We start from the raw sequence: 24,371 nt of genomic DNA on the forward strand, positions 1-24,371 counted from the left end.
GACGGCGGGGCAAAGCGCTGCGTGAGACATTTCGTTTCCCCAATTTCAGGTCTCGTCCTCAACGGAGGATTTCTGCTTTCGGTTACGCCGACTTCGGGCTCGCTTACGCAGCCGACGTCCGGCCTGGCCAGGCCGATTCCCCGTAAATGCTGCCCCTGTGGCCGACCTTGAACACGTCCTGGACTGTAACGTCTTCAACGACGGGCCAAATTCGCGTCGAATATCGCGGCCGCGGCTATTCGGTTGGAAGTTATTAAGGTCCGAGCCCTGACCTGGAGCAAACGGTCGACCCTGTGCTCCATGGACATAGTTGCTGCGGGCGCGCCGCAGAAAATGGGCGAACTGACCAGGGTTCCATTCCACATGTGATCCCTTTGCGATCTTTGCTCATCAGGCGATTGCGCTTTGATTTTCAGGAGCCTTGTTTTGCGGAACCACGCAAACCTGCGCGTAACAGGCGTTCTCACCTGTGTAGTTGGCCAGGGCTTGGAGCAATGGGGTAAGGTAGTACTGTTTGATGGTCCGGCATTGGCTCCGGAAAATCGAGCGATTTCAGCGCGACGTCGATCAGCTCGATCGCGCGAACCTTGTTGCCACACTCGTAGTGGTACTGAGCGACCGGAACGTACCAAACGAATTTAAGGGGGCCGTCGCTTTGTGGGGAACTCAGTGCCAAGATCTGTTCAGACAGCTCCTTGCCCATTGCGAAGCGCTCAGTATGGGGAAGATGGGAGTTGTTCGTCGAGGGATCGAAGAGTTGTTTCAGGGCCATTACCATCCAGGACACGGCCTCAAACTTCTTGTCGATAGCGTCCTCGACCAATTGACGCATAACTGGCAAGCCGGTCTCGATGTCGCGCAGCTTGTGAAGCAGAAGATCCGCCTGAGTATGCCGGAACCCGTAATTGTCTGGCACCAAGGCGAGGCCTCCTTCGACGGCAGAGAGAGCCGCCTTCCAATTCTCCGCCTGCAGCGCCGGCTGGAGCTTGGCGTACGTCGGTTCGGTCAGCGCCAGCTCGCGCGCAGTGCGTTGGTTCCTATCGATCCGCCCCTTATCGGCGGCTTTCGCTTCATCGCTGCTGCGCCAGCTGCCGTCCATAACTTTGGGTAAAACGTCATCGAGTTCCGCCGGGTGTCCGATGAATGCGATGCGGCCGTCGCGATCCACCAGGAACGAGGCAGGAATTCCGAGAGAAGAACTCGCCTTCATCCAAAGCCTGTTCATTTCGCCTGTGTAATCGAACGCGATCCGATAATTTAGATTGGGGAACCTCTGAATCAGCCAAGCATCCAAGCTCGTCCGCGTCTCCTCCGCGGTCGGGCCCTCTTCGCTAGCTGCGACTCCGACGACCTCAAATCCGCTGGTTTGAAATTTTTCCTGTAGCTGCATCAGATGGGGCATCGCCGCCACACAAGGTCCGCATCCAGTCGCCCAAAACTCAACAAGGTACACCTTGCCCGGTTGAAAGTTCGTGAGGGGCTTGCCACGCAGCCAGCCGTTGACTTTGATCGGAGGAGCGGGGGATTCAATCCGCAACACCATGTTATTCTCCAAAGCTATTCCCACACCTTTCCTGGCGTCTATGCGCGTGCTGGTTCTTCTCTCAAAAAAGCAACACACCGGTTATGGAGGCCATCACTCGTCTTGCGCATTCGCATGCGATCACCCCTCACCCGCTATTGCCGCATCTCACCAGCAAAGGCCGTGCCAGCGCGCCTAGCCCGCATTAAGTGTGTGGTTAGGCGTTGAAAGCCTCACAGTCCCAAGACGGCAGGTTGTTGTGAACCCAACATGTTTTCTGCCGGCTGTCAGGTTTTGGACACGCATCACTCATGCGTCAGTCGCTTGGTACAGCGAAGAGCTTGGCTGCCTTGACTGCCGCAAGACTGGCATCGGCTCCCCCAGCGGCAGCACTTCCGCGCCCCTCGAAAGTGCTCGGGCGATGTCCAAGACTGGCTCCCACGTGCAGCGACTGCCTGCCGGCTCATGCTGATCTTTCTGTCATCGAGCCGGGTCGATGAGGCCCAGCGTGTCGAGTGCGAGCTGCCGGATAGTGCGTATGCTGTTTCGCTAGACGCCGGATGCCGCATGCACCTCCCATTATTTCGTGACAGAGGTTGGGTAGCGTTGCAGGTTCCTGGCGAACCACCGCAGTGCTCAGGAATTCGCGTCTGCTCCGCTCGGAGGCGAAGCGCATCCCGCCGTTCTCGCGAGGGATAAGCCCGATGATGATCATGCCCAGCGTGCTTTTCCGCTGCTATTGTCTTGGAAGAGGCCGTGGATCTCACCCGGCCTCATGCGGACGTGACATCGCACTAAACGCGGGTCACGACGCCAGTCTTTTCGATTCGGGGGCCTGGATCAGCACGTGACTGGGGTTATCGCTTCTGCCGCGTCGCATAGTGCCAACTGAGGAGGCGGCGTTCACCTCGGAAACGATGAACCCGCGCGGCATTCCGCTCGATGCGTACGGCGTTAAGCGACGACAACTAGCTAGGCGCTGCGCAGGACACCCTCGGGGCTGGAACAAACGAGATCGATCCGCGCGCCTCCTTCTAAAAAGTCGTCACGCATGCCGGCGGGAAATGTCTTGTCTGTCATCCGCTTCAGCGCCTTGGCGACCGTCTGGTTTCGTCGCTCCTGCCGCCGCCGAATGGAATGTGGGTCTGGTTCTTCGTTGCCGATCACCGCGGAATTGAGAATGGCGCACGGTCTTCTAAGCCATCTTGCCCGCGAAAGACTTCGCGTCATCTCCGAGAATCCTGCACGTGATCTGCTTAAGCGCCTCACTCAGTGTTGCATTCCGGCATGGTATTTACGACGAAGCTACTTCGAGAGCTCTGACCGGCAGTTCTAGCAGGATTCAAAAATCACTCAATCGCCGCTCCTCGCTGATTCGCCTCGTCGTCCTCCTTTATGCATCGAGCAGGCCATTTTGTTCGCCTTCGCAAATTTCCCCTTAGAGGGATTTCATTCTGCGAATGTATTCAGACTTCCCACTTGTCAGACTCGCCGCCGTGTCAGCGATCGATACCGCATCGATTTCGTAGCGCCGGTAAAGATCGCTTACCGTGCCAGTCTGGCCGAAATGCTCGACTCCAAGGCTGACTGTTCTGTGACCCATCACCCCACCCAGCCAGGACAGCGTCGCCGGGTGGCCGTCAATCACGGTGACAATTCTGCAATGACGTGGCAACTTGCCAAGCAGGCGTTCAGCATGGCTTAGTGCACGCAGATTGCCGCGGGCACGTTCGCGCTGGGCAGCTTGCCATCCGGCATTCAGGCGATCGGCCGACGTGATGGACAGGACGCCGACATCGCGCCGCCTGTCGGCTAGCATGCCCGCCGCTGCAATGGCCTCGGTTCCGACCGTCCCCTGATAGGCGATGATGAGATCGGCATTGGGTCCGGGTTCCTTCAGCCAGGTCGCGCCGTCGATCACCTCTTGGGCGAAATGTAGATTTGGCTTCCGGCCCGGCTGCTCAATCTGACGGGTACTGAGGCGAAGATAAACCGAGCCGCCGGTCTCGTCGCGCAGCCATGTGCGCTCGTCGGGATCGCCCTCCCCGTCACGCTGCAGGTAGTCGAATGCCCACGCCATGATGATTGCGAGTTCGTCGGCGAAGGCCGGCTCAAAGCTCGCCAGCCCGTCCTGGCTCATGCCGATCAGCGGCTGAGCGATCGACTGATGCGCACCGCCCTCGCTTGAAAGCGAAACGCCAGACGGCGTGCCGACGACGATGAAGCGGGCATCCTGGTAGCACGCATAGTTCAAGGCATCGAGGCCGCGCGACACGAAGGGATCGTAGAGCGTACCGATCGGCAGCAGCCGCTCGCCGAACAGGGAATGGGAAAGCCCGGCCGCGCCCAACAGCAGGAACAGATTCATCTCGGCGATGCCGAGCTCGATGTGCTGGCCCTTAGGCGAGAAATCCCACTTCTGCGCGCTCGGGATGCGCTGGTCGCGGAAGACGTCAGCGAGCTCCCGACGCGCGAACAACCGGCGGCGATTGACCCACGGCCCGAGATTGGTCGAAACCGTCACGTCGGGCGAGGTCGTGACAATGCGGGCGGCGAGTTCGCTGTCGGATTTGCTGATCGCATCGAGTATGCGGCCGAAGGCGGCCTGGGTCGAGATCTCCTCGCGCACCGCGGCCGGGCTTACGGCAACGCTCTGCGAAACCTCGATGCGCTCCGCCCGGTAGCGTCGGCGGCCTTTAGCAAAGAACGGCACGGAGTCGAGGAAGGCCTGTATCTCTACCGCCGAGCCGTCCAGCCCCTCGAACCGCTCCCATTCGCGGCCCGGCCGAACCTTCATTTGTTCCTGAAAGGCCTGTATCTGTGCAGAGGTCATCAGCCCCGCATGGTTGTCCTTGTGGCCGGCGAGCGGCGTACCATATCCCTTTACGGTGTAGGCGATGAAGGCGGTCGGACGGTCATCTTCGATGCCGTTGAAGGTGTCGGTCAGGGTCTCGAGGCAGTGACCGCCGAGATTGTTCATCAGCTCCGACAATTCCTCGTCGGAGCGCCGATCGATGAGGGCAGTCACCTTGCCTTGGTCGCCGAGATCGTCCAGAAGCCGTCTGCGCCAGGCGGCACCGCCTTGGAACAACAGCGCCGAATAGAGCTGGTTTGAGCAGGTTTCGATCCATTTCTTCAGCGCCTCGCCGCCGGGCTCTTCGAATGCTGCACGCTGCAACGCGCCATATTTCAGCGTAACAACGTTCCAGCCGAACGCTTTGAACACCGTCTCAATGCGATCGTAAAGACCCTCGCGCACCACTCCGTCGAGGCTCTGGCGGTTGTAGTCGATGATCCACCAGCAATTGCGCAAATCGTGCTTCCAGGTTTCCTGCAGCGCCTCGTAGACGTTGCCCTCGTCAAGCTCGGCGTCGCCGACCAGCGCGATCATCCGGCCAGGTCCATCGCCGATGGAGTTCCAGCCCTTGGCGGCGATGTAGTCCTGGATCAATGATGCAAACGGCGTAATGCCAACACCCAGCCCGACGGAGCCGGTCGAGAAATCGACATCGTCCGTATCCTTGGTGCGGCTAGGGTAGGACTGGGCCCCGTGGTAGCCGCGGAAGTTCTCCAGATTCTCGAGTGTCTGATTGCCCATCAAATACTGGATCGAATGGAAGACGGGCGAGGCATGAGGCTTGACCGCGACGCGGTCGTGCCGCCGCAACACGTCGAAATAGAGCGCTGTCATTAGCGACACGATCGAGGCCGAGGATGCTTGGTGGCCGCCGACCTTGACGCCGTCTACCTTCTCGCGCCGGTTCGCCTGGTCAATCATCCAGCAGGCTAGCCAGAGACTCTTCTTTTCCAGTAGGCGGAGCATTTTGAGGTCACGAATTGCATTAGCCATTTTCAGGGTGCTCTTGTTGCATGACGTTCTATAGTAGGTATACTACCAAGCGAGCGCTATTTCCTTGCTATCCCCTCCTGGTCTGGCATGAATTAAGCAGAATCTGTCCCAGATTGATCGGAGTGCAGGTGACGTCTGCCAAGCTGGATGCGACCGACCGCAAAATCCTACATGTATTGCAGGCCAACGCTCGGCTGACGAACCAGGAGCTAAGCGAAAAGGTGGGCCTTAGCCCCTCCCCGTGCCTGCGGCGCCTGCGCCGATTGGAGTCCGAAGGGATCATCACCGGCTACTCTGTGACACTCGATGAGGAAAAGCTGGGGCTGCCGGTCGCAATCTTCATGTCGGTGAAGCTGGAACGGCAGATCGACTCCGCACTCGTCGCCTTCGAGACCGAGATCAGGAAGCATGCTGAAGTTGTGGACTGTTGGCTGATGACGGGCGACACCGACTACCTCCTTCGAGTTTTGACACCCGGGTTGAAGGATTATGAGACGTTTCTGACAGGGACGCTGACCAAGATTCCCGGAATCGCCTCCATCCAGTCTTCGGTGTCGCTCAGGCGTGTGAAATCTTCGGGATCGGGTATCGTGTAGTGCATGCCTGTGCCGCAGCGCCTGCGCGAGCCTGTGACTGAAATCTATCACGTCGAGGACGACATCCGCAGCCAGCCGGCAGACGCACGTCGTGTCGTACGCCAGGAAAGGAGCCGGCCGATCTTGACCGAGTTCGAGCCGTGGCTGCGCGAGATGCTCGGCCTGATGAGCCAGAAGACCAAGCTCGCCGAGGCGATCCGCTATACGCTGTCACGCTGGAGGGGCTCGTCCGCTTCCTCGACGACGGACGCATCGAGATCGACTCCAATACGTCGAGCGGTCAATCCGCCCGATCGCACTCAATCGGAAGAACGCCGTCTTCGCCGGCTCTGACGCCGGCGCGTTATACTGCTCATCTGTCGATCGCCTTATAAACTAAGGACATTTTGGCGCGGATCATAAGACGCCGGACGCCGTGATCGCCTGGCATCGGCTTCACGTCGCACAATGTCCTCCTCGGTATCCGAAAGGCGGATGATCTAGGCGCACCTTTGCATAGCTGATTCGCTGCCAACATGCCGCGATTGATCATACATCGCTGACATCCCAGCGTGATATGTCTTCAACAAATCTGGAAATACCTTCCAGAGCCGCGGGATCGAAGAACTTTTCGAGCCTGACATATCCGTCTTTCTTCCACTTTTCTCTTTGTGCATCAGTCAACATGCGAAAAGCCTCCTGTTGGAAAGACTGGTTGGTCGAACATTTCGATTAGGGCAATCGGGCGCTGGTCAGGTTGTGGGTCGACGGAAACAGTACTCCACGGCATATGGGACGACGCTAAGTGCGTCTCGCTCTCAGGCCTCCGCTGCAGTCAAGGCGGAATCATTCCTTGGATGCCACCGCCAATGATCAGTAGTCGGCCAGTCATATCCCGCTGCCCATTTCTTCTGCGACGGTGTCGGACCAGCTCTCGACAGAGGTAGGGCTGATGAAGCCGGGATGCTCGGGGTTGGCGCGCGGCGCGCGCCCCAGAAGGCTGTCGAGGATGCGACGCGCTCGCCAGGCCAGCAGGCTTAGATTCGGATCAGCCAGCCCACGCTGTCCTAGGCTCGCGTTCTGTACGAAGATGCGTCTGTCACGCGGTCCGTCCCAGCACACCGAAAAATCTTCGCGAATAGCCAATTCGTTGTCGATCTTTTCCAGCCGGTTCGCCATCGGTTCCAAGAAGCCTGGCACCGCGTTCTCGTAACCGGTGGCCAGGATGACGATGTCGGCCGTGACTTCTTCGACCTCCTCCATGCCGTGCTGCAGGGTGAGTCTGTGGCCCGCGCCGGCGTTGATGCAGTGCGAGACCGTGCAGCCCGGCCGCAGTGTGATTTCGCATCGGTTTGGCTCTAGAAACGCGTGGCGGTATAGCGCCTGATAGATCGCTCGCAACGTGCTTTCCGAAATGCCCTCCGAAGCAAGCACGAAGCGCCGCAGGAACAGCTTGCGCTGCGACTCGCTCATTGCCGCGAAACGATCCGAAAAGCAGGGCATGAACAACTCGTTTGTGAACGGGCTGTTGTCGATGGGCAGGTAGTTTTCGCGTTGCGAGGCCCAAGTGATCAAGGCAGGTCGCCGTTCTCTTGGCAGACCAACAAGGTGCAAAAGCACCTCGGCTCCGGACTGTCCCCCGCCGACCACGCAGACATGCTTTTTGTGCACCTCAGGACGAATGTGCAGCAATTCAGATGAGTGGAACAGGTTGCGTCCAGTCCAGCCCTGAAACTGAGGCGGAATATGCGCCTGCTTGCCAATGCCGAGCACGACGTTTCTCGCGCCGATAACCGCGTTATCGGTGTGCACCCGAAACTCGCCGTCAAAGCGGATTAGGCGCACTGTTTCGCCGCCGCGGACAAGCGGGTTCCTGTGGAAGGCCCAGTTCAGGTATTGCTCGAACTCAGCTCTGAGCACGGCCTCGAAGAACTGTGCATTCAGGAAGTGGTACAGACGCCCGCTCTCGTGCAGGTAGTTTACGAAAGTGTAGGCTGATCGCGGATTCACCAGCGTGACCAGATCCTTGAAGTGGCTGACCTGGAGCTCCGAGGAATTGAATGCGATGCCTGGGTGCCAGCGGAAGTCGACTTGCCGATCCAGGAACAGTGCCCCTTGCCCGATTTGCTCGTGTATCTGACACGCAAGGCTCAAATTAGAAGGCCCAGCACCCACTCCAACGCACCAGAGTTCCACTTGCCTTGCTCCTATAGGTGTTTCCCAACTAGGCGATGTTCGCGGCGAATATCGGCCATGGCCATTGGGCTTACTGTCCATGCGGGCATTCTCGACCTCGGTGCTGGATTTGCTAGAGTTTGATCGCGCTTTCGTATGGTCGGGTATGAAGCCCATGATCCCGGCCAAGTGATGAGATCGACACTCATGTCCACGACTTGTGGGCGTGGACGGGATCGACGTATCTCCGCCCGCTTCGATGATCGCGTCTCGGTCGATGCTTCCAACCTTATTCCGTGTTTTAATCGGGCGAAGTCGCCCCCCTCCACCATGAGGCGCCGACCTTTGACCGACTTGGTGGTCAGCGAAGGGCGCGGTCTCGAATGCGGCGACAGCATTTTTCCCTGAGCCTGCTCATCGGAGGGCATCCGCTGATGTGTTCGGAAGATCCCCTGCATCAAACGTGCCAGAAGGAAACTTTCATGAAAGCAACGGTTAGCGGGTTTGTGATCCTGTCGGGTATCCGACAATGAGGGGGAAATCTTGCGCCGGTGGCCGATTTGCCGCGTCGCGGTCCTCTTGCCAGGAGCCGGTAGCTAATAGGGCAGCTCCGCATCGGAATTTTCTCTTAGGACGGCCAGCATCCCAGGTCCATGGACTGTGGTGCGGAAAAAGGCTCTTGCCACTTCTCGCGGCGGGGATCTGGAAAGACGCCTTTGGAAGCCGGGGGCCCCAGGAGGTCTCTCCCGTCTTGCGGAAGATGGAGGCGAGATCCGGATTTTGAGACGCGGAATCCAGCTAAAAACGGTCACACAGCTATGTCGAGGCCGTGTGCCCCATCCTGCAGCACCACGAGCCTGACGGTGCTCGCGACCAGCGAGACGCATTCGGTCCGCAGCTTTGTCGAGGCTGCCTCCAGGCGGGTCGGGAAGGAGATATTCTGGGAAGGCGAAGGTGTTGACGAGTTGGGCCGCGAACCCAGGAATAACCAGGCGCTGATCCAAACGTTGTTTCGGGCCAATCGAGGTTGACCTGCCGATCGGTGATGCCTCCAAGGCGGCCATCAAGCTCGATTGGAGCCGACGACTGCTTTCGATGAGCTCGCCTCGTAAATGATCGAGGCCGACTCCCGCGCGTACGGGATCACGCTCGCCTGACGCGAAAACGCAATGATTTCGCCGGGCATTTGCAGTCCAGCAGCATTCGCCGGCCCGCCTCTCTCAGGTGGTCGGCCGGCACCCAGTCAGCACCCGGTCGTTTGGATCGGCGAATTCACACAGACGCTTGAGGACAGACTTGGCTGTCTCTCCGCCATTTTCACACGTAAATCATCGTTTTAACTGGCGACCAAGTAGCGACTCGTTCGCCTTTGCTGACCGGCAACGACTCGCACCGGAATGAGGTTGCCCACCTACATTGCGGTCCCCTGGCCACTTGTCCTTCAAGAGCAATCTGGAGTCTAAGGACGGACCGGGACCATTTTAGGGAGCGTTGCGAAGAGCTAAATCGGTTTTTCCCTTCGCGGGGATTTTGCCTCAAATCGGTTATTTCCTGCGCAACGCTTCCGTTGCGAGATCGGTACTCTCTAAGCCCTCCGATGCAAGATCGGTTATTTCCCTTCACTCGGTTATTTCCCTCACAAACACAAAGCTTCCGCAGCCGGGTGCGTTCTTTCCAAGGATGCGGCCGTTTGGATGGGTTGGCGGGAGAGAGTGCAGGCCGCCATTTCCGGACATTGCCCGTGTTTTTAGAATGGCCTTCGCCGGAGGCCGCCCCGAGCAAAGTTGTAGTGGCATAGGGGCGGCGTGAACAGTTTCATGAGATCGGCGTCTAGTTCGCCTCTCACTTGCCTTTGAATTTTTTTTTACTCGGTGGTGGTCCCAGGATAACGCCACGGCCTTCCAGACAATCGAACGGGTGGTGCCATCCAGCGATGAAGTCATCGATAAGCTGCTGGCGCTCCGGGCTGTTACGCCAGGTATTCTGCGGAAAATCCATAAGGACTGTCGGCGTGAAACCCTCCGCCAAAACAGTTAGCTCTCCGACTTCGATCTCCATCATCTTCGTTTCGAGATAGGAGTCTGCGCCATCATTGTAGGTGTTGATGCAGGTTCGGATGTGCAGGATGTCGCCATCTGAGCGATCTAGTAGGCGCTCCAATGTGCGGAAGTTGACGATCGGAGTTTCTTCGTGACCGAAGAACATGCCAGCATTGTCCGACGTGATAACGAGTTGGTCAATGACGGTGACAAAGTCATCGAAGTGCTCGAGGCCGCCTTCCGGAATGACTGAGCGGATGAACTCGACTCCTTCCGGCCGCTTTAGGAACTCGCCAATCGCTTCCGCCTGCCGGAATGCCTTGGAGACGCTGTCTTTGGAGAGAACACGAAGTTGGTCCTTCGCCCAGCGCGGCGGCAAGGGGCTCTTCACCTCGCAGACCAGCATGACATAACCCAGCGTCGGCTCCTCTGCCAGAACCAGAAGGTCAATGTCAGGCAGCGCCGGATCAATGCGGGCAAGTGATACCTCTGAGTGGCAAAGAAAGCCCTGCGCTTCAAAGGCAGCCTTCGCCCGCTTCACGAACCGCGAGCCGAGCGGATTGCTGACGTTCGAGAGGAAGGTTTTTGGCCTACGCTGGGCCACCACGCGAAGTAATTGAACCAGCCCTTCCGCTTTCGAAAAATCGATCGGACGCATGATGATACGATATGGCGCAGCGCCCTCTCTCATCATCGAAAAATACGAAGGATCGAGGCGATCCTTCACGGCCCCCGTGTCATAGATCATATCCTTGAAGATCGCGGCCACTGTGTTCCCCGGAATGCCCGTTTCCTCAGCCACACCGTCCACAAGTTCCGACATGTCCATGAAGATGCAGCCAAAAGCATCGTTCAGTTCTGCCTGATAGCGATGGTAGAGCGCCTTTGCCATTGCTATGCGGTAGACCAAATAGAATTCCCGATAAGTATAGCCATCGAGATCGATATCGGAGTCCGGATCCAACATAGTAAAATAGGCAGCAAGCTTGCGATCAGCATATGTCTTGAGATAGCCGCCCGCCGCTTCGTGCGCCTCACCATATTCCCATTCTGGTACATCCTTAAGAATATTTCGCAGCTGGTCCGGCGCCGTAAAGCCGTCGAACGTCTTCATTGACAGGAAGACATATTCGTTCCAGGTCGTAAAAAACTGACGCGGGATCGATCTATCGCGATACCGCAACTCAAGTTGCTTTTCCGCGAACGTCCAGTCGATCGCGTCTGGAGCATTGTAGCTGTAGTACAGAATTTCCCGAAGGTGGTGATAATATGCGCCGAATATTAAATCTTGAACCAGCAACTCGAGATCTGGCTCTGCCCCGGAACGACCGCTCACAAAATGCGATGCGAACGTTTCAATACCCTCGCTCAGAAGTACGGCTAGCCCGTCGAACGGCCGCATGACTGCCTCTGCCTCAACGATATTGCAGGCCAACATAAGCGCCTTGTTGGCGTCGAAGCCCATGGTCGGCCGCCGCGCCAATTCCGCGTCGAGCTTCTTTTCAAACGCTGCGATCTGATCCTTCATGGGAATCATGGCCATCACGTCTTAGTTCAACGGCGTCAGGCTCAGGCCCTTGCCCACCCGCGGCAACGCGCAGCGGACCCCTAACGCCGGGCCCCCAGGCGGAGCAGGATCGCCGTGCGGGAGAATCGGGCGTTTGTCGAGCATGTCCGCCGCTATTCGAGACACGTATCTTGTCGGTCTTGGAAGGGCCGATTTGGGTCATGCCGCCGTTCCTGTCAAGGTGCGCTTTCGAGATCGTCAGTTCGCTGTAATAACCGCTGCGTCGTTCCGTCTCTCGGCTTCAAATGTCAGGATTTTCCTATACCAAATGCTATCGAGTAAGGCGCAAAGACATGTTAGAAAAACGGCGTTGCTAGCGCTCTGTCTGATAACTATGATCAGGCGGGTTCGGCTTCTATTGTAAGAAGAACACACTGGGAGGTTGGATTGGGGCAGGTTTTGCGTGGCAGCGATGAAAGCATTGTGTCGCTTGGAGATTATAAGCCCTGGAGCGTCCACAAGTCAGAAGGATATGACGCCAGAACCTATCCTGCCCACAGTGGGTACATCCTCGACGTAAAGGACGGCAAGGCGGCTGGCGTCAAGCATTTCGCAGAACGTTTGGAGCCGCAACTTCACGACGGAATCGCAATCGCAGTTGTGCCCTCCCACGATCCGGGTAAAACCGGAGGTGGACTAGCATCGATAGCGGCCTCTCTTAGCGCAACTGGAAGACGAATCGACGCATCGCAGGCACTCGTTCGAACGAAGAAGATTCAAAAACTGGCTCATGGCGGCGACCGAAGCATGCAGGTGCATCTCGATAGCATCGCGGTCAGAAGACCTGATCTGATTAGGGGCCGCGATGTCCTACTTTTGGACGACGTTCAAAAGTCGGGCAACTCGCTGAAGGCTTGTATGTCAGCGTTGTTGAAAGCAGGCGCGCGCTCAGTTCAGTGCGTTGCCTTAGGTAGCACGTGGTGAAGATACTCGCTCGATAACCTGATCGACACTGTCGAGCGGCAAGCACGTCTCGTATCGAAGGAACTTTTCCGGCCAAGTCAACGTCTCATCATCTACAACCGATCGTGCGATAAACAGCCACCTACCGAGCTTTGTACACTCAGCTGCTTGGTGCAGAGTTCCGGACGTGTCCGATGCTTCCATAACCGCTGTGGCATCGGTGAGTGCCGCCATCAATTTGTTCCTCTGCGGGAAACTAGCGCGCGAGGTTTTTTGGCCGATCGGAAACTGAGAGATCAGGAGGTGATTCCGATAAATCTCCTCTTGCATTTCCGTATTTTCCGACGGGCTCGCCTTATCAAGCGGTGTCCCAATCACCGCGATTGTTTTGCCGCCAGCTTCGATAGCCGTGCGATGCGCAATCGTGTCAACTCCGTAAGCCAGACCGGAAACCACAACAATACCCGCTTCGACCAGCCCTCTCGCAAGACGGGCAGTCCGAGCGCGGCCCTTTTCGGACACCTGACGAGTTCCAACAATCGCAACGCATGGCCGCATCAGGAGCGAAATATCGCCCGCATAGTAGAAAACAGTATCGTCCTTGTTCTCTGAGCCCGGCTGGCCAAGAAAGTCCAACTGGCGCCGCGACGGAAGCCGGCTTGTGCCCCTCAACGAAATGGACAGCTTGGTGGATGAGATTTGTGTGGGCACAACATATGAGAGATCTGCCTTGCCCAAAGGACGGTCCGTCTCTGCAGCCGCCGAATACATTCGCTTTCCCCTCGAACCGGCGATCATTTGTTGACGAATTGTTCTCATACTTCTTCTGCTCAGTCAATCCAATTCTTATTAAGTCTCAATGGGTTAACCATCGAAAATTGACTCTGTTTTCAAATACATAGCCAAATCGGCCGAAAACTGTCCACAGGCCAGTTTGTCACGCCATGGAAGAAACTACCGAATCGCGGTCCGGTTCCTTGCGGTTTTCAGCGGCATTTGAACCCCGTGAGATGGCGCGGAGATGAGCGTCATCAATTCGGTTGCAGCTTGTGGATCTCCAGCTAACAGGCCCCGCCGTTTGTCGCAACTCGTGCATAGCAGCGATATTTCGACCGTGCTGAACAGGGCGCCTTTGCGATACCTGCGGATGAGCGCGGCCGACTTTACCTGGCATGATGCGAGCAATTTCTGCACCTCTTCGATGGTTTGCGGCGCGGGCGTCCACGTAGTGGACGCTTGACGAGGTTCACTGGGAAATGCTTATAGAACAAAGTGGGTATACAGGGCATCAATGAGAACACGTGTTGATGTCCGCCCGATCTGCAATCTTTCAATCATCGGTTAAGCTGCCGATCTCCCCCCTTGCGGGGGAGATGGCCGGCAGGCCAGAGGGGGGGGTGCTGTCCCGCCAGCCTCAGATCACATTCAACTCCCTGAAAGCCCGCCCCTCGGCAACGCGCTCATACCCAAACGCCGAGCAGTCCACCGTGCGGTAGCCGCCATGCACGATCAGCTCGGCCAGCGCCTTGCCGACCGCCGGCGCCTGCTGCAGGCCGTGGCCGGAAAAACCATTGGCGAAGAGAAAATTCTGCACCTGCGGATGCGGGCCGATCACCGCGTTCTGGTCGAGCGTGTTGTAATCGTAATGGCCGGCCCAGGCGCGCGTCGGCTTGATCGCCTCGAAGGCCGGAATGCGGGTCGCCAGCACTGGCCAGATTACCTCTTCGAACAACGGCCAGTCGGGCCCGAAATCGCTGGGGTCGGCGGGGCCGTCGCCCTCTTCGGGTTCGCCCCCGCCGGTGATGTAGACCGAGCCTTCGGGTCGGACATAGATGCCTGAGGGATCGACCAGCATCGGCATGTCGTCATGTTTCTCGCGCGCCTCGAAGATGAAGACATTGCGCTTGCGCGGTTCCACCGGCAGCATCAGTCCGGCCATTGCCGAAACTTTTCCGGCATTCGGCCCGGCGGCGTTGACGACGATGCCGGCGTCGAGCCTTTCGCCATTGTCGAGGCCGACGCCGGTGACACGGTCGCCCTGCCGTTCGATGCCGGTCACGTCGGCGGTGATGAAATCGATCTTTTTCTCGCGCAGCGCCTTGCGGAACAACATCAGCATGGCATGCGCGTCGAACCAGCCCTCGCCCGTGCGGCCATAGGCGCCGGCGGTGATGCCCTCGGCCGACAGCCATGCAAACCGGCGGACGAGCGCCTCCGCATCCTCAAGCACGATGTCGGCGCCCTCGGCCAACTGCGTCTGGTGGTTGGCCTTGAGGATCGGCAACCCGTTCTCGCCGGCAAGGATGAGGTAGCCACCTTCGCGAAAGCCGATATCGGCGTCGGCCCCGAATTCTTCCGTTAGCCGCCGGAACAGTTTCAGCGTGAACTGCGACAGGCGGATGTTTTCGGGAATCGAAAACTGCTGGCGGATCGAAGCGCAGGACAGCGTCGTTGCCGCATGGGCGAATTGCGGGTCGCGCTCGACCAGCGCGATCGAGCCCGAAAACCCTTCCGCGCGCAGATAATAGGCGATCGAGGAGCCAATGATGGCTCCGCCGATGATGACGACGTCGTAGCGCACTTTTCATTTCTCCAGTTCTAAGCATGATCCCGAAGCCGGTTTTCTGAAACGATCAGGCTCCAATTCATGCAGCCGGCAGGATGATCTCGAAGCGCGCGCCGCGCTCGGAGTCAACCAGGCGGATCGTGCCATCATGCGCTTTCAGGAGGGCCAGAACGATGCCGAGGCCCATGCCGGTGCCGCCGCAATCGCGGCGCGTGGTGAAGAATGGCTCGAAAATGCGCGCCTGGTTGCTCGGCGAAATGCCGGCTGCCATCGTCGCTCACCAGGACAATGGCCTTGCCGTCCGCGGTCGCGACTGCGAGGAAGGCAAAATCCTGTCCTCGTTGGGCTCAAGGTCGGCGACATCGACAGCGGGCGCCAAACCCACGCCAAGGGCGAGAAGGACGCGTGTGATGCTGTCGCGCAGCTTTTCCGGATGTTAGGGCGGCTTCTAGCGGCCGCCTCCACCACAGGATTTGGCTTTTTCAAACTGGCGCGGCTCGTTCTTCGAGGGGGTAGCATGGGATGACATCTCACAAATGCGTTCGAAAACTCCCATGCATGAAGCGTGCCGGAAAAGAAGTCTGCCCAAGCAATGAGTTCTCGAATTCCAGCTCGTCCGGAACCCGACATTGTCGGATAATCGACGATGCGGGCAGATGGATGCTCGCGGCAGTGACCCTTCCACACCGCAGGCCGGGCAGGGTCAGGTCTGGCATCCACGGGCTGGCCCTTCGCGGCAGCATGGTAGGCCAGATAGTTTCACTGCGTCGAAATACAGTCGGCCACGTGTTTGGCATCATGTCAGAAGCCCCAGAAGAAGCTGGACCCTCTTTGCGACTGCCAAGGTAAACCCAGGAAATTGAGCCGGGCTCGCTCGAGACGCCACGGTGGTGCCTTGGCCGGCCCTTCTCGTCGAAGGCGTCGACCTTCAGCCAGCTGTAGTCGACAGCAAACTGTCGCCCAGACGATCGCCGCTATCCCGGCCTCGCCCAGGTCGAGCTCGCGGATCGGATTGGTCACGCATTCCGGATCCTAGTCGATGCAACGGTCCGCGGGCTCTTCCGAGAGGTCGAGACGGTTGCGAGCGACATAGGCGTCGGCTTCATCCAGCAGCGACATCAAGCTTGCGTCGCCGCGGGCAATGTTGTTCGCCAGATCGGGCGCGAAGCTCATCACGCCGTCCTGGTACTTGCTTGTCATACCGAGGAGCGTAAGCCCCTGCGCGGCCAGACGACCGAAGTCGATCGTCTCGCCGCCGCGCCCGCCGCTCACCGCAACCGTGACGTGTTCGGTGCCGGGTCTCGGGGTCTCGGCGTCCCACTTGCCGAGGGCGCCCAGCCACCATTAGAAGTCGCGCCCGCAATAGGCCCGCGGCGGGCGATCGTGACGGGGATCTGGAAAGGTCCGGTCGCGGCGATGATGCTGTTGGCTTCGATCACGCCGTCCGGCGTCTCGACGCGGAATCCGGGCCGCCCGACATTTCTTTGCCCGAGCTTGACCTCCACGCCGCAGCGGATCGCGCATTGATTTGCTTTGCATAAGCGACAAGATAGTCGGCGACCTCCTCCTTTGGAGGCAAAGTCATCGGGACCGGTCCCCGGAAACTCCATGTCCGGGAACCGGTCATGCCAGGCCCGGCCATTGGCAACGAGGGAGGTCCTACCGCTCCAAGCTCCAAGCTCCAAGCTCCAAGCTCCAAGCTCCAAGCTCCAAGCTCCAAGCTCCAAGCGCCCAGCGTTCGGCAATCCGGCCGCGTTCAAGAATTAGATGAGGCACCCCGCACTTGCTCAGGTGCTCGCTCATAGCCACTCCCCCTTGGCCGCCGCCAACGACAAGCGTGTCCACCTTAGAGACGTCGACACGGCCGCACAGCAGCTGGCGCACACACGACCGCGAATTGATCCTATCCCGATGCTCACAAATTGCTCTGGGAACGAGATGCTTGCGCGGACAGCGCGTCTGGAAGGGGCAGCCGCTCGGCGGATCCATCGCCGAGGAAATGTCGCTTTCGAGCACAATGTGTTTCTAGACGACACAGGTGTCGGCGATCGGGATGGCCGATAAAAGTGCATCGGTATAGGGGTGGTAGGGCGGCGACAATATCTGGTCTGTGGTGCCCTGCTCGACGATGTGGCCGAGATACGTGACCACCCCACGGTCGGCGGTTTGGCATCTCGAATGTTCAGATGATTGGCCACCCAGTGGGGCCGCCGCAGTGCCATGCACTGCTCGGCGGAAAGGCGAAATGCACGTGGGAACATTCATCGTGCAAATGAGAGCATAATGGCAATCGATTAGAGCGATGACTCGACGAGCGATATATGGAGGCGCTTCGTCGCGTGGTGGGCTGCATCTGTGAGAATTGAAATCAAAAAACTCATCGTACAGCTGAAACGGTTTCTTAGCGGTCAACCAGCTTCCGAAGCCTTCGGCAACGAGCGTCACGATGTTAGCTTAGGTTCTAGTGGCATCGACCGGATCGCCGATTGCGGAGGCGACGACCAATCTTTGACCCGGGAAAGCGATCACGGATCCTGCGGCGAGAAGGCATGGGACGAACTCTCCGGTGACAATGGCCGCGACGAACTGCGCATTTTCGGGAGGGACAATGACAAGCTCTGCGGATCCGGCGCAGATGTTCTCTACGCTGGAAGCAGCAAGGATTATCTGACCGCGGGCGTTGACTCACGGCTCCAGGATCGGATGAACGGCTTCGACCCGAGGTTCGGGTGGAAGCCGCACATCATCGTTCTCGTCGATATCGAACGAGATACCTTCATCTTTCATACGGTGGGGTTCTACAGAGACGGTTTTGGCCCGAACTCCGTTGACAACGCCAGCGTAGTCTCCGGCTATCCGGCGAGCTGGCCACGTAGGGCCTTTGCCTCGGGCGCGCCGGACAGCGGCGCACCACTGCGCACCCCAACCATGCCGGCCGTGGCCGGAGACCAGACGCGTTTGCCCTCCAGCGAGATCATTATCTTTCCCTTTAAACGAGCGTGATTCCGAAGCGTGACAATCGATCTCGACCATTAGACGAGCTCATCAAAAGTCGTCTTTGGCTTCCAACCGTGCTTGGTGGCCGCCTTAGCAGGCCCCGCCAATCGGCAGGTCCACCTCGGCCGGGACCGAAATAGCCGCTTCTATCCGGATCAGCGCCTAGTTACTCCTGTGTTCGCGGCCTACCTCATCAATGCCTTCCCCTTCCAGTCGATCTCCCTCCCGACACGCCTGAAGGCAGCCTCGACAAAGCTGCGGACGGAAAGCGTCTCGCGTTCGCGAGCACAATCGTCAGGCTCGTGTCCGCAGGATTGCGCCATGAAAGCGAGCGATTAAATTGCGTGGTGTACCCTTCAGAATTGGGAGGACTCCGTTCCACTTTCCGCCTTGCGCATGACTGGAGAGATTTCCGGCGGGCGTCGCCTCCCGAGCAATGCTTTTCATGTTCAATGATTGTTTCGATGGAGCGCATCTACGGTATGAATGCGGGCATCACGGTAGAGCTTCGAACAGCATCGGTGCGGCACCGGAACCGTCATCGAGCCAAAAACAGCGGCAATGTCGGCTTCTCAAAGATCCATCTCGTCACGCCGCCAAAGAGCCGCTCACGCAGCCGACGGCTGCCATAAGCGCCCATGACTATCATGTCGGCAGACGTCTCGATTGCGTGCTGCGCAAGCACCGTGGCCGCCGGTTTGCCGGCACTTGGCAGTAGGTCAACCGACACCCGAGCACCGTGCCGAGTGAGATAGGCAGCGATGTCGGCTCCAGGCTCCGCGCCGTTCCTGTTATAGTTCGCCTTCGGATCGACCAGGGCAACACGAACTTCCTCAGCAGCGCATAAGACACCGAGCGCTTCCCGAACCGCACGGGACGCCTCGACTCGCGAATCCCAACCGACCAGGACGCGCCGTGGCCACAAGGTCGCCTCAGTGCCCTTCGGCACAACGAGCACCGGCCTTCCCGTATCGAACAAGCAGCCGTTGACAACAGGAGGTCCGAGATTCTCGTCATTGAGGAGACACGGTCCGATGATCGTGAGGTCGGCGCAGAGCGCCCGCTGTCGTGCCACTTCGCCGAGGCTTGCCGGATCGCAATAGTCGGTATCAACGTCATAGGCGAGCGACATAGCTCTCAGCAGTCTCTGGATATCTTTGGAGCGTCTTTCCATTCTGGCCACGTCCTGTGTAAATCGGTCGATTTGTCGAAACCGGTCATTCAATCTGGCAATTGCCTGTCCACGTCCTCCAGGCCACTCGGGGACACCATCTCCGATCGACGGATACGACATAAGGAGCATCGGAGGCGGTATAACCAGTACGGAAAGGTGCGCGCCGACTTCGGCACACAAGCCGGCGGCAGTTCTGACGTCCTGATCGGAATTGTCAGCGCCGGTCGCACAGAGTACGCTTTTAAAAGCCATTTGCCTGCTTCTCCTGAGTATTCGTTTAGGGCGTTTCAGGCCGCAGGACCGGCTCACCGCGCGCGGGAGGGGAGTGGCACCACACCCGCACTTGATTCAGTCGTCCGGCTTCTCGAGCGAATAGCCGGCCGACCTGACGGTGCGGATGACGCTGCTGGGCGAAGCTGTTTTCAGGGCTTTTCTGATCCGGCTGATATGGACATCGACGGTGCGTGCACCGACATGGATGTTGGGCGGCCAGGCCGCGCCGATAAGTTCGTCCCGGCTGAAGACCTTCCCGGGAGCTTCAATCATAAGCCGCAGCACATTGAACTCGATGGGTCCGAGGTGGATGTCGTGTCCATTGCCCCGCACCCGGTGGGCGTCGAGTTTTATCTCGAGGCCGCCACAGGAGAGCCAGCCGCCGTTTTCAAGACCATTTGCGCCCCGCTTCGTCAGCGCCAGCCTCGCGCGTAGACAGTCGAGCAGCTTGGCCGGGGCGATCGGCCGCACAAAGCTCTCGTCAATGCCAGCCTTCAGGAGATCGAGGTGCTGGTTCTCGGCGCCGGGCGCGATCAGGGCAATAATCGGCAGCCCGCCGGTCCGGGGCTCCCGCTTGAGCCGGGCGCAGATTGCAGACCCGGTTATGCTCGCTGGCCCGCAGTCCAGCACCACGGCCTTGAATTCCCGTTCGTCGGCCAATGCAAGCGCTTCCTTGGCGCCGCCTGCCGGCTCACTGGCGAAGCCGTCCACCTCCAGTATGTGGCTCAGGAACAGATAGAATTCGGTATCATGCGAACAGATCAGGACGAGTGGCTTCATCGGCGCTACCTCAAGAGCCCCATCGGCCCGGACCGCGTCGGCTGCGTAGGCTGGCCATCGCGGCTGCTCAAGACTTGTCATGACCCCTTCGCTCGACACCTGCTCCCATCACGCGCGCGCTACCTCGGGATAGGTTTCGATGGCTGCGATTGCGTCGCCGACCAGTTTCGTGCCGGCCTCGGCGAGCTTCCGGAACGTCTCGAAGCCGAACCGGTGGACGTCGCGCAGGGTCTTGGACAGAACGACCAGCCGCCCGGCGGTGAAAAGCACGCGCCCGAAGCCCTCATGGCTCATTTCGATCATCGGCGATGCCATCAGGCCGGAGCGCTCCTCGATCGCAAGGGCGACGGCAGTGTAGAACTTGTCGAGCCTCCACAGCACGTCCGGATCGGGATCGCCGATGATTGGAATCGTACGGCGCTGTTCCTTGCTGACGATAAAGTCGGCCAGCAACTCAGCGTCCGCTTTGCCGTCCCATGACCCGTGGGAATCCTGAGCACGGATCAGCCGCACGAGGCATTTGACGAACGGGCTGGCAAGGGCCGCCTCGTCCTCGTGGGCAGCAGGGCTAACCGCGACTTCAAACATTTCGCTCTTTCCTCGTTTCAGTCGTCGTCCTCGAAGGACGGTTTCTCTCCGGCGACACCAGCTTCGGCCAGCACTTTGCGCAGCCAGGGCGGAGGACATGTCCTCAGCATCGTCTGCGTGCGCAACAGCACCTCTTGGATGGTTTGTGGCTGCGGCACCTTGATTGGATGGATTTTTGCCGAAACAAGCTTGGCTGCCGAAGGCCCGCCGATGGCCAGACAAAACAGCAGATGGCAGCCCTTCAGCGCCTCCACCTTCGGCGTGATGCGGTCATCGCCCCCGGTCCGACGGTTCCCGCTCTCATCGGAAACCTCATCGAAGGCCACGGCTTCCACGAGATGCCACTCCTCGCGCGTCACGTCGTAGACAGCAAAGCGCTTGGCCGACCCGAAATGTGCATTGAGCTCCTTCATGTCCTGGGTTGCGATTGCCACGCGCAAAGCGCCTGCTTGTCGTTCACGCATCGGACCTTGAACCTCGTCAGTGACGAGTGAGAGGCGACGAACGGGGCCCACCTGGCGTTTCCCGCTTGCGGAATGGATCAAGTTCCTCAGGCGTCGGCGCATGCCGGTCGGCTTGGAACATGTTGGCAACCTCGAAAACCAGATCACGGGTCCCTTGATAGAGGATTGAGAGCTTGTGCTGGCTGCCGAGCCGGTCGAACACGGGGAAGCCGACGCGCATGAGCGGAATGCCAAGGCGCTGCGACGCCTGGCGTCCATGTGAATGGGTGACCAGAAGATCAGCGCCGCCGGCAAGCGTTTCCAAATCGCCGAGATCGCCGATCTGAATCGACTCCGCCGGTACCTTTTCCAGAATTTCCGACATATCGGTCGTCGTGACCGCCGCCGCGATTTTGGAGCCCATGCCCGTGAAGAAGGTTGCGAATTGATAGAGTTGGTCTGGTTCAGCAGCGATAGCAATTTTCTTGCCTCCGAAATGGAAATGTCCGTCGAGCAGCGCATCCTGCAATTGCGCCCGCCGGCGGCGCACACTGGCCGGCACAGACTCGCCAGAAATCGTGGACAGCAGGGAAACAAACTGATCGGCGTCCTTCAATCCGGTCAGTGACTCGAACAGCACGTAAGGGACACCGGTCACCTTGTGCAGCACCTCGGCCGGCCGGCGCATATGCTCGCAGACGGCAATGCAGTGCTCGGCCGCGCCGAGCTCGCGGATGTCCTCGACGCTCGTACCGCCATAGGTGGTCGGGACCCAGTGGTCTGGTACAGTACCGTCAAGCGAGCCTGAGAGGTCCGGCAAAATCACCGGGTGCAGCCCAAAGCTTTCAACCATCTCGCGCAAATGCTCGATGTCAGCCACAGTGAGGTTCCAGCCGGGCAGGATTGCGATCTTCTTTGACTGGCGCGCCCGCTCGCCAGGCCGCGTAATGCCTTCAATCATCGCGGTGACAGCCTTGGCCCAGCCCTCTTCGAGGGCGCCGCTGAAATCCGGCGTGTTGGCCAGCACGATCTCCGTACCCGCGAGTTCTTCCGCCCGTTTCAGCCTGATGTCGGCGATGTCGCCTGCGGAATCTTCGCCACGGGTTTCCACCAGCGCCGTCGTGCAGACCCCGATCAGCTTTGGCTTCGTGCGAGTCTTAAGATTGAGGATCGCCTCTTCCAGATTGTCCGACCCGCCGAGGATGGTTGTCACTTCATCCATGGCGGTGGTCTGTAGGGGGGTCGTTTCCTTGAAATGCCGCACGAAGAGCACGAGCGCGAAGCTGGTGCAGCCCTGGCTGCCGTGGAACAGCGGCACTGCGCCGTCGATCCCTAGAAAGGCCAAGGCGGCACCCAGCGGCTGTGATGATTTCAGCGGATTGACCGAAGCTGATTTGGTCTGGGAAAGGATGCGGGTCATCGGATTTCCTCAACACCAGCCGAAATAGTCCGCGTCGTGCCGGCGAATTCCTTGACGGCGCGCATGGTCGCCGTGTCATTCTTGGTGCTCGGCAATTCGTCCTTCCCATTGGGCTGGCACTCCCACGGGGCACGCTCGCGCACCTGGCACCAGATCGGGTTGTGAATGGCGAGGTCGATCTGGCGTACGAGTTCCACCATGCCGTCGTAACCGGCGTAAGGGTGTTGGCGCTCCTGGTTGATGTCGAGCCAGGGCGTCTTGGCCTTGAGCGCGACGAATTGCGTGCGCCCACCCGACAGCATGATATCGGTCTTGCCTTCTGAGAGCATGGCGTAAAGGTCGCGCGCTGCCATCTGCTCGAACATGTGATTGTCGTCCTTTAGGATCTGTTTGATGCGCTCCTTGTCTTCGACCGTGGATTTCTTGACCGAGGTGCCGACGATCTCCATGCCGATCTCCATCAGCGCATGGACGACCGACCAGGACTTCACACCACCCGTGTTGAGCAGCACGCGCTTGCCTTGCAGCCCCCGCCGGTAGGCCTCGAGCTTCTCCCATGCAATCGCCTCCTGCTCAGCGATCAGCATCCCTGTGCGGTCGAGGATCTCCCGATCGGCGCCCTTCCTCACCAGCAGCTCAGCAATTTTGCGGAGGGCTTCCGATGTGTCCGAGATCCCGTAGAAGGAGCCCTCGAAGAAAGGGATGTCCCAGCGCTCGTCCATCTTGCGGGCTAGATTGATGAGGGCCGTCGAGCAGACCACCATAGCCGCCCGGGCGCGATGCGCGGAAGCAACGTCGAGATAGCGCGCGTCGCCCGGAATGCAGGCGCGCACCCGGATCCCGAGCCGATCAAGGAGCGGCTTTATCAGCCAAAATTCGCCGGAAAGGTTGAATTCACCGAGGATGTTGATGTCGTACGGCCCGGCGTCGTCGGGTTCCACCGTGCCGATGACATGCTCGAGCAACGCCTCGCCGGCGAGCTTGTTGCCGAGGTTCTTGGAGCCGGCCAAGCCCGGCGCATTGATCGGAACGACGGCCAAGCCGAATTTTTCGGCGGCGCGTTTGCAGACGGCCTCGATATCATCGCCGATGAGCGCCGTCACGCAGGTCGAATAGACAAAGACTGCCGGCGGCGCATACGCTTCCTTGATTTCGCGGATCGCCTTGAAGAGCTTCCGCTCGCCCTGCCCCATCACCACCTCGAGTTCGGTAAGGTCGGTGGTGAAGCTTGTGCGCCACAAGGTTGGCCCAGACGAAGCTGCACCGCGGTTGTCCCAGGAATTGCCCTCGCAGGCGAGCGGCGCATGGACCAAATGCGCAACGTCAGTGATCGGCTGCAGGACGATCTTGGCCCCGTCAAAGGCGCAACCGCCCGCTGCCGCTCCTGGCGTCAGCGGGCTTGTGCAGCCCTGCTTGCGTGCCTTGGCATCCTTTCCACGGTTCTTGTCGCACCCGGGCTCGTCGAAAACGTCCTGGATCTTGGCACTGAGCGAGGTCAT

General features: G+C 59.2%; 17 protein-coding genes and 5 pseudogenes. 5 read left to right on the forward strand and 17 right to left on the reverse strand.

What is annotated here, in order from left to right:
* Window positions 1-371 precede the first annotated feature (371 nt).
* The 3 genes and pseudogenes from AC0NID_RS00990 to AC0NID_RS01000 form a co-directional block, all read right to left on the reverse strand.
* A pseudogene (locus AC0NID_RS00990) lies at window positions 372-1,543 on the reverse strand (TlpA disulfide reductase family protein); the annotation flags it as partial.
* A gap of 951 nt (window positions 1,544-2,494) precedes the next feature.
* Window positions 2,495-2,752, reverse strand: a complete 258-nt coding sequence (locus tag AC0NID_RS00995) for a hypothetical protein (protein ID WP_474033406.1) — start codon at window positions 2,750-2,752, stop codon at window positions 2,495-2,497.
* A gap of 208 nt (window positions 2,753-2,960) precedes the next feature.
* Window positions 2,961-5,300, reverse strand: a complete 2,340-nt coding sequence (locus AC0NID_RS01000; protein WP_473457788.1) for a transketolase — start codon at window positions 5,298-5,300, stop codon at window positions 2,961-2,963.
* A gap of 200 nt (window positions 5,301-5,500) precedes the next feature.
* Here AC0NID_RS01000 and AC0NID_RS01005 point away from each other — a divergent pair, with 200 nt between their 5' ends.
* Window positions 5,501-5,968: an Lrp/AsnC family transcriptional regulator gene (locus tag AC0NID_RS01005; RefSeq protein ID WP_473457787.1), complete on the forward strand. Its 468-nt coding sequence runs from the start codon at window positions 5,501-5,503 to the stop codon at window positions 5,966-5,968.
* A gap of 33 nt (window positions 5,969-6,001) precedes the next feature.
* Window positions 6,002-6,311 (forward strand): annotated as a pseudogene (locus AC0NID_RS01010) (IS66 family transposase); the annotation flags it as partial.
* 185 nt (window positions 6,312-6,496) lie between these two features.
* On the opposite strand, the gene AC0NID_RS01015 reads toward AC0NID_RS01010, so the two are convergent.
* On the reverse strand, window positions 6,497-6,634 hold the full coding sequence (locus AC0NID_RS01015) for a hypothetical protein (protein ID WP_473457786.1): 138 nt from the start codon (window positions 6,632-6,634) through the stop codon (window positions 6,497-6,499).
* A gap of 201 nt (window positions 6,635-6,835) precedes the next feature.
* Entirely contained in the window at window positions 6,836-8,143 is a 1,308-nt protein-coding gene (locus AC0NID_RS01020) for a lysine N(6)-hydroxylase/L-ornithine N(5)-oxygenase family protein (protein WP_473457785.1), read from the reverse strand.
* Between the two features lie 797 nt (window positions 8,144-8,940).
* On the opposite strand from AC0NID_RS01020, the gene AC0NID_RS01025 reads away from it, so the two are divergent.
* Window positions 8,941-9,153, forward strand: a complete 213-nt coding sequence (locus tag AC0NID_RS01025) for a GDP-mannose 4,6-dehydratase (RefSeq protein ID WP_473522327.1) — start codon at window positions 8,941-8,943, stop codon at window positions 9,151-9,153.
* Window positions 9,154-9,964: 811 nt separating this feature from the next.
* On the opposite strand, the gene AC0NID_RS01030 is transcribed toward AC0NID_RS01025, so the two are convergent.
* Entirely contained in the window at window positions 9,965-11,689 is a 1,725-nt protein-coding gene (locus AC0NID_RS01030) for a hypothetical protein (protein WP_473457782.1), read from the reverse strand.
* Between the two features lie 426 nt (window positions 11,690-12,115).
* On the opposite strand from AC0NID_RS01030, the gene AC0NID_RS01035 reads away from it, so the two are divergent.
* Entirely contained in the window at window positions 12,116-12,652 is a 537-nt protein-coding gene (locus AC0NID_RS01035) for a ComF family protein (RefSeq protein WP_473457780.1), read from the forward strand.
* On the opposite strand, the gene AC0NID_RS01040 is transcribed toward AC0NID_RS01035, so the two are convergent.
* The 5 genes and pseudogenes from AC0NID_RS01040 to AC0NID_RS01060 all read right to left on the reverse strand — a co-directional run.
* The gene (locus AC0NID_RS01040) at window positions 12,635-13,402 is read right to left on the reverse strand and encodes a DNA-processing protein DprA (protein WP_473457779.1); all 768 of its coding nucleotides are present in this window, start codon (window positions 13,400-13,402) and stop codon (window positions 12,635-12,637) included. The genes AC0NID_RS01035 and AC0NID_RS01040 overlap by 18 nt on opposite strands.
* A gap of 643 nt (window positions 13,403-14,045) precedes the next feature.
* Window positions 14,046-15,212 (reverse strand): NAD(P)/FAD-dependent oxidoreductase, encoded by a 1,167-nt coding sequence (locus AC0NID_RS01045; protein WP_473457777.1) that lies wholly within the window; start codon window positions 15,210-15,212, stop codon window positions 14,046-14,048.
* A gap of 64 nt (window positions 15,213-15,276) precedes the next feature.
* A pseudogene (locus AC0NID_RS01050) lies at window positions 15,277-15,508 on the reverse strand (ATP-binding protein); the annotation flags it as partial.
* 448 nt (window positions 15,509-15,956) lie between these two features.
* Window positions 15,957-17,000: pseudogene (locus AC0NID_RS01055) on the reverse strand (NAD(P)/FAD-dependent oxidoreductase).
* A 111-nt stretch (window positions 17,001-17,111) separates the two neighbouring features.
* Window positions 17,112-17,360, reverse strand: a pseudogene (locus tag AC0NID_RS01060) (oligopeptide/dipeptide ABC transporter ATP-binding protein); the annotation flags it as partial.
* A gap of 192 nt (window positions 17,361-17,552) precedes the next feature.
* Here AC0NID_RS01060 and AC0NID_RS01065 point away from each other — a divergent pair.
* Window positions 17,553-18,200 (forward strand): hypothetical protein, encoded by a 648-nt coding sequence (locus tag AC0NID_RS01065; protein WP_473457775.1) that lies wholly within the window; start codon window positions 17,553-17,555, stop codon window positions 18,198-18,200.
* Between the two features lie 532 nt (window positions 18,201-18,732).
* On the opposite strand, the gene AC0NID_RS01070 is transcribed toward AC0NID_RS01065, so the two are convergent.
* From AC0NID_RS01070 to nifE, 6 genes are all read right to left on the reverse strand, one after another.
* Window positions 18,733-19,620 carry a universal stress protein gene (locus tag AC0NID_RS01070; RefSeq protein ID WP_473457773.1) on the reverse strand — a complete coding sequence of 296 codons (888 nt, stop codon included), beginning with the start codon at window positions 19,618-19,620 and terminating at the stop codon, window positions 18,733-18,735.
* A gap of 96 nt (window positions 19,621-19,716) precedes the next feature.
* On the reverse strand, window positions 19,717-20,421 hold the full coding sequence (locus AC0NID_RS01075) for a response regulator transcription factor (RefSeq protein WP_473457772.1): 705 nt from the start codon (window positions 20,419-20,421) through the stop codon (window positions 19,717-19,719).
* Between the two features lie 108 nt (window positions 20,422-20,529).
* Window positions 20,530-21,009, reverse strand: coding sequence for a NifX-associated nitrogen fixation protein (locus AC0NID_RS01080; RefSeq protein ID WP_473457770.1), 480 nt, complete (start codon window positions 21,007-21,009; stop codon window positions 20,530-20,532).
* 17 nt (window positions 21,010-21,026) lie between these two features.
* On the reverse strand, window positions 21,027-21,524 hold the full coding sequence (gene nifX, locus AC0NID_RS01085) for a nitrogen fixation protein NifX (RefSeq protein WP_473457768.1): 498 nt from the start codon (window positions 21,522-21,524) through the stop codon (window positions 21,027-21,029).
* Window positions 21,490-22,872 carry a nitrogenase iron-molybdenum cofactor biosynthesis protein NifN gene (gene nifN, locus AC0NID_RS01090; RefSeq protein WP_473457767.1) on the reverse strand — a complete coding sequence of 461 codons (1,383 nt, stop codon included), beginning with the start codon at window positions 22,870-22,872 and terminating at the stop codon, window positions 21,490-21,492. Before nifN ends, nifX begins: the two co-directional genes overlap by 35 nt.
* Window positions 22,869-24,371 carry a nitrogenase iron-molybdenum cofactor biosynthesis protein NifE gene (gene nifE, locus AC0NID_RS01095; protein ID WP_473457765.1) on the reverse strand — a complete coding sequence of 501 codons (1,503 nt, stop codon included), beginning with the start codon at window positions 24,369-24,371 and terminating at the stop codon, window positions 22,869-22,871. Before nifE ends, nifN begins: the two co-directional genes overlap by 4 nt.

The organism is Mesorhizobium sp. WSM4821, from assembly GCF_055901555.1.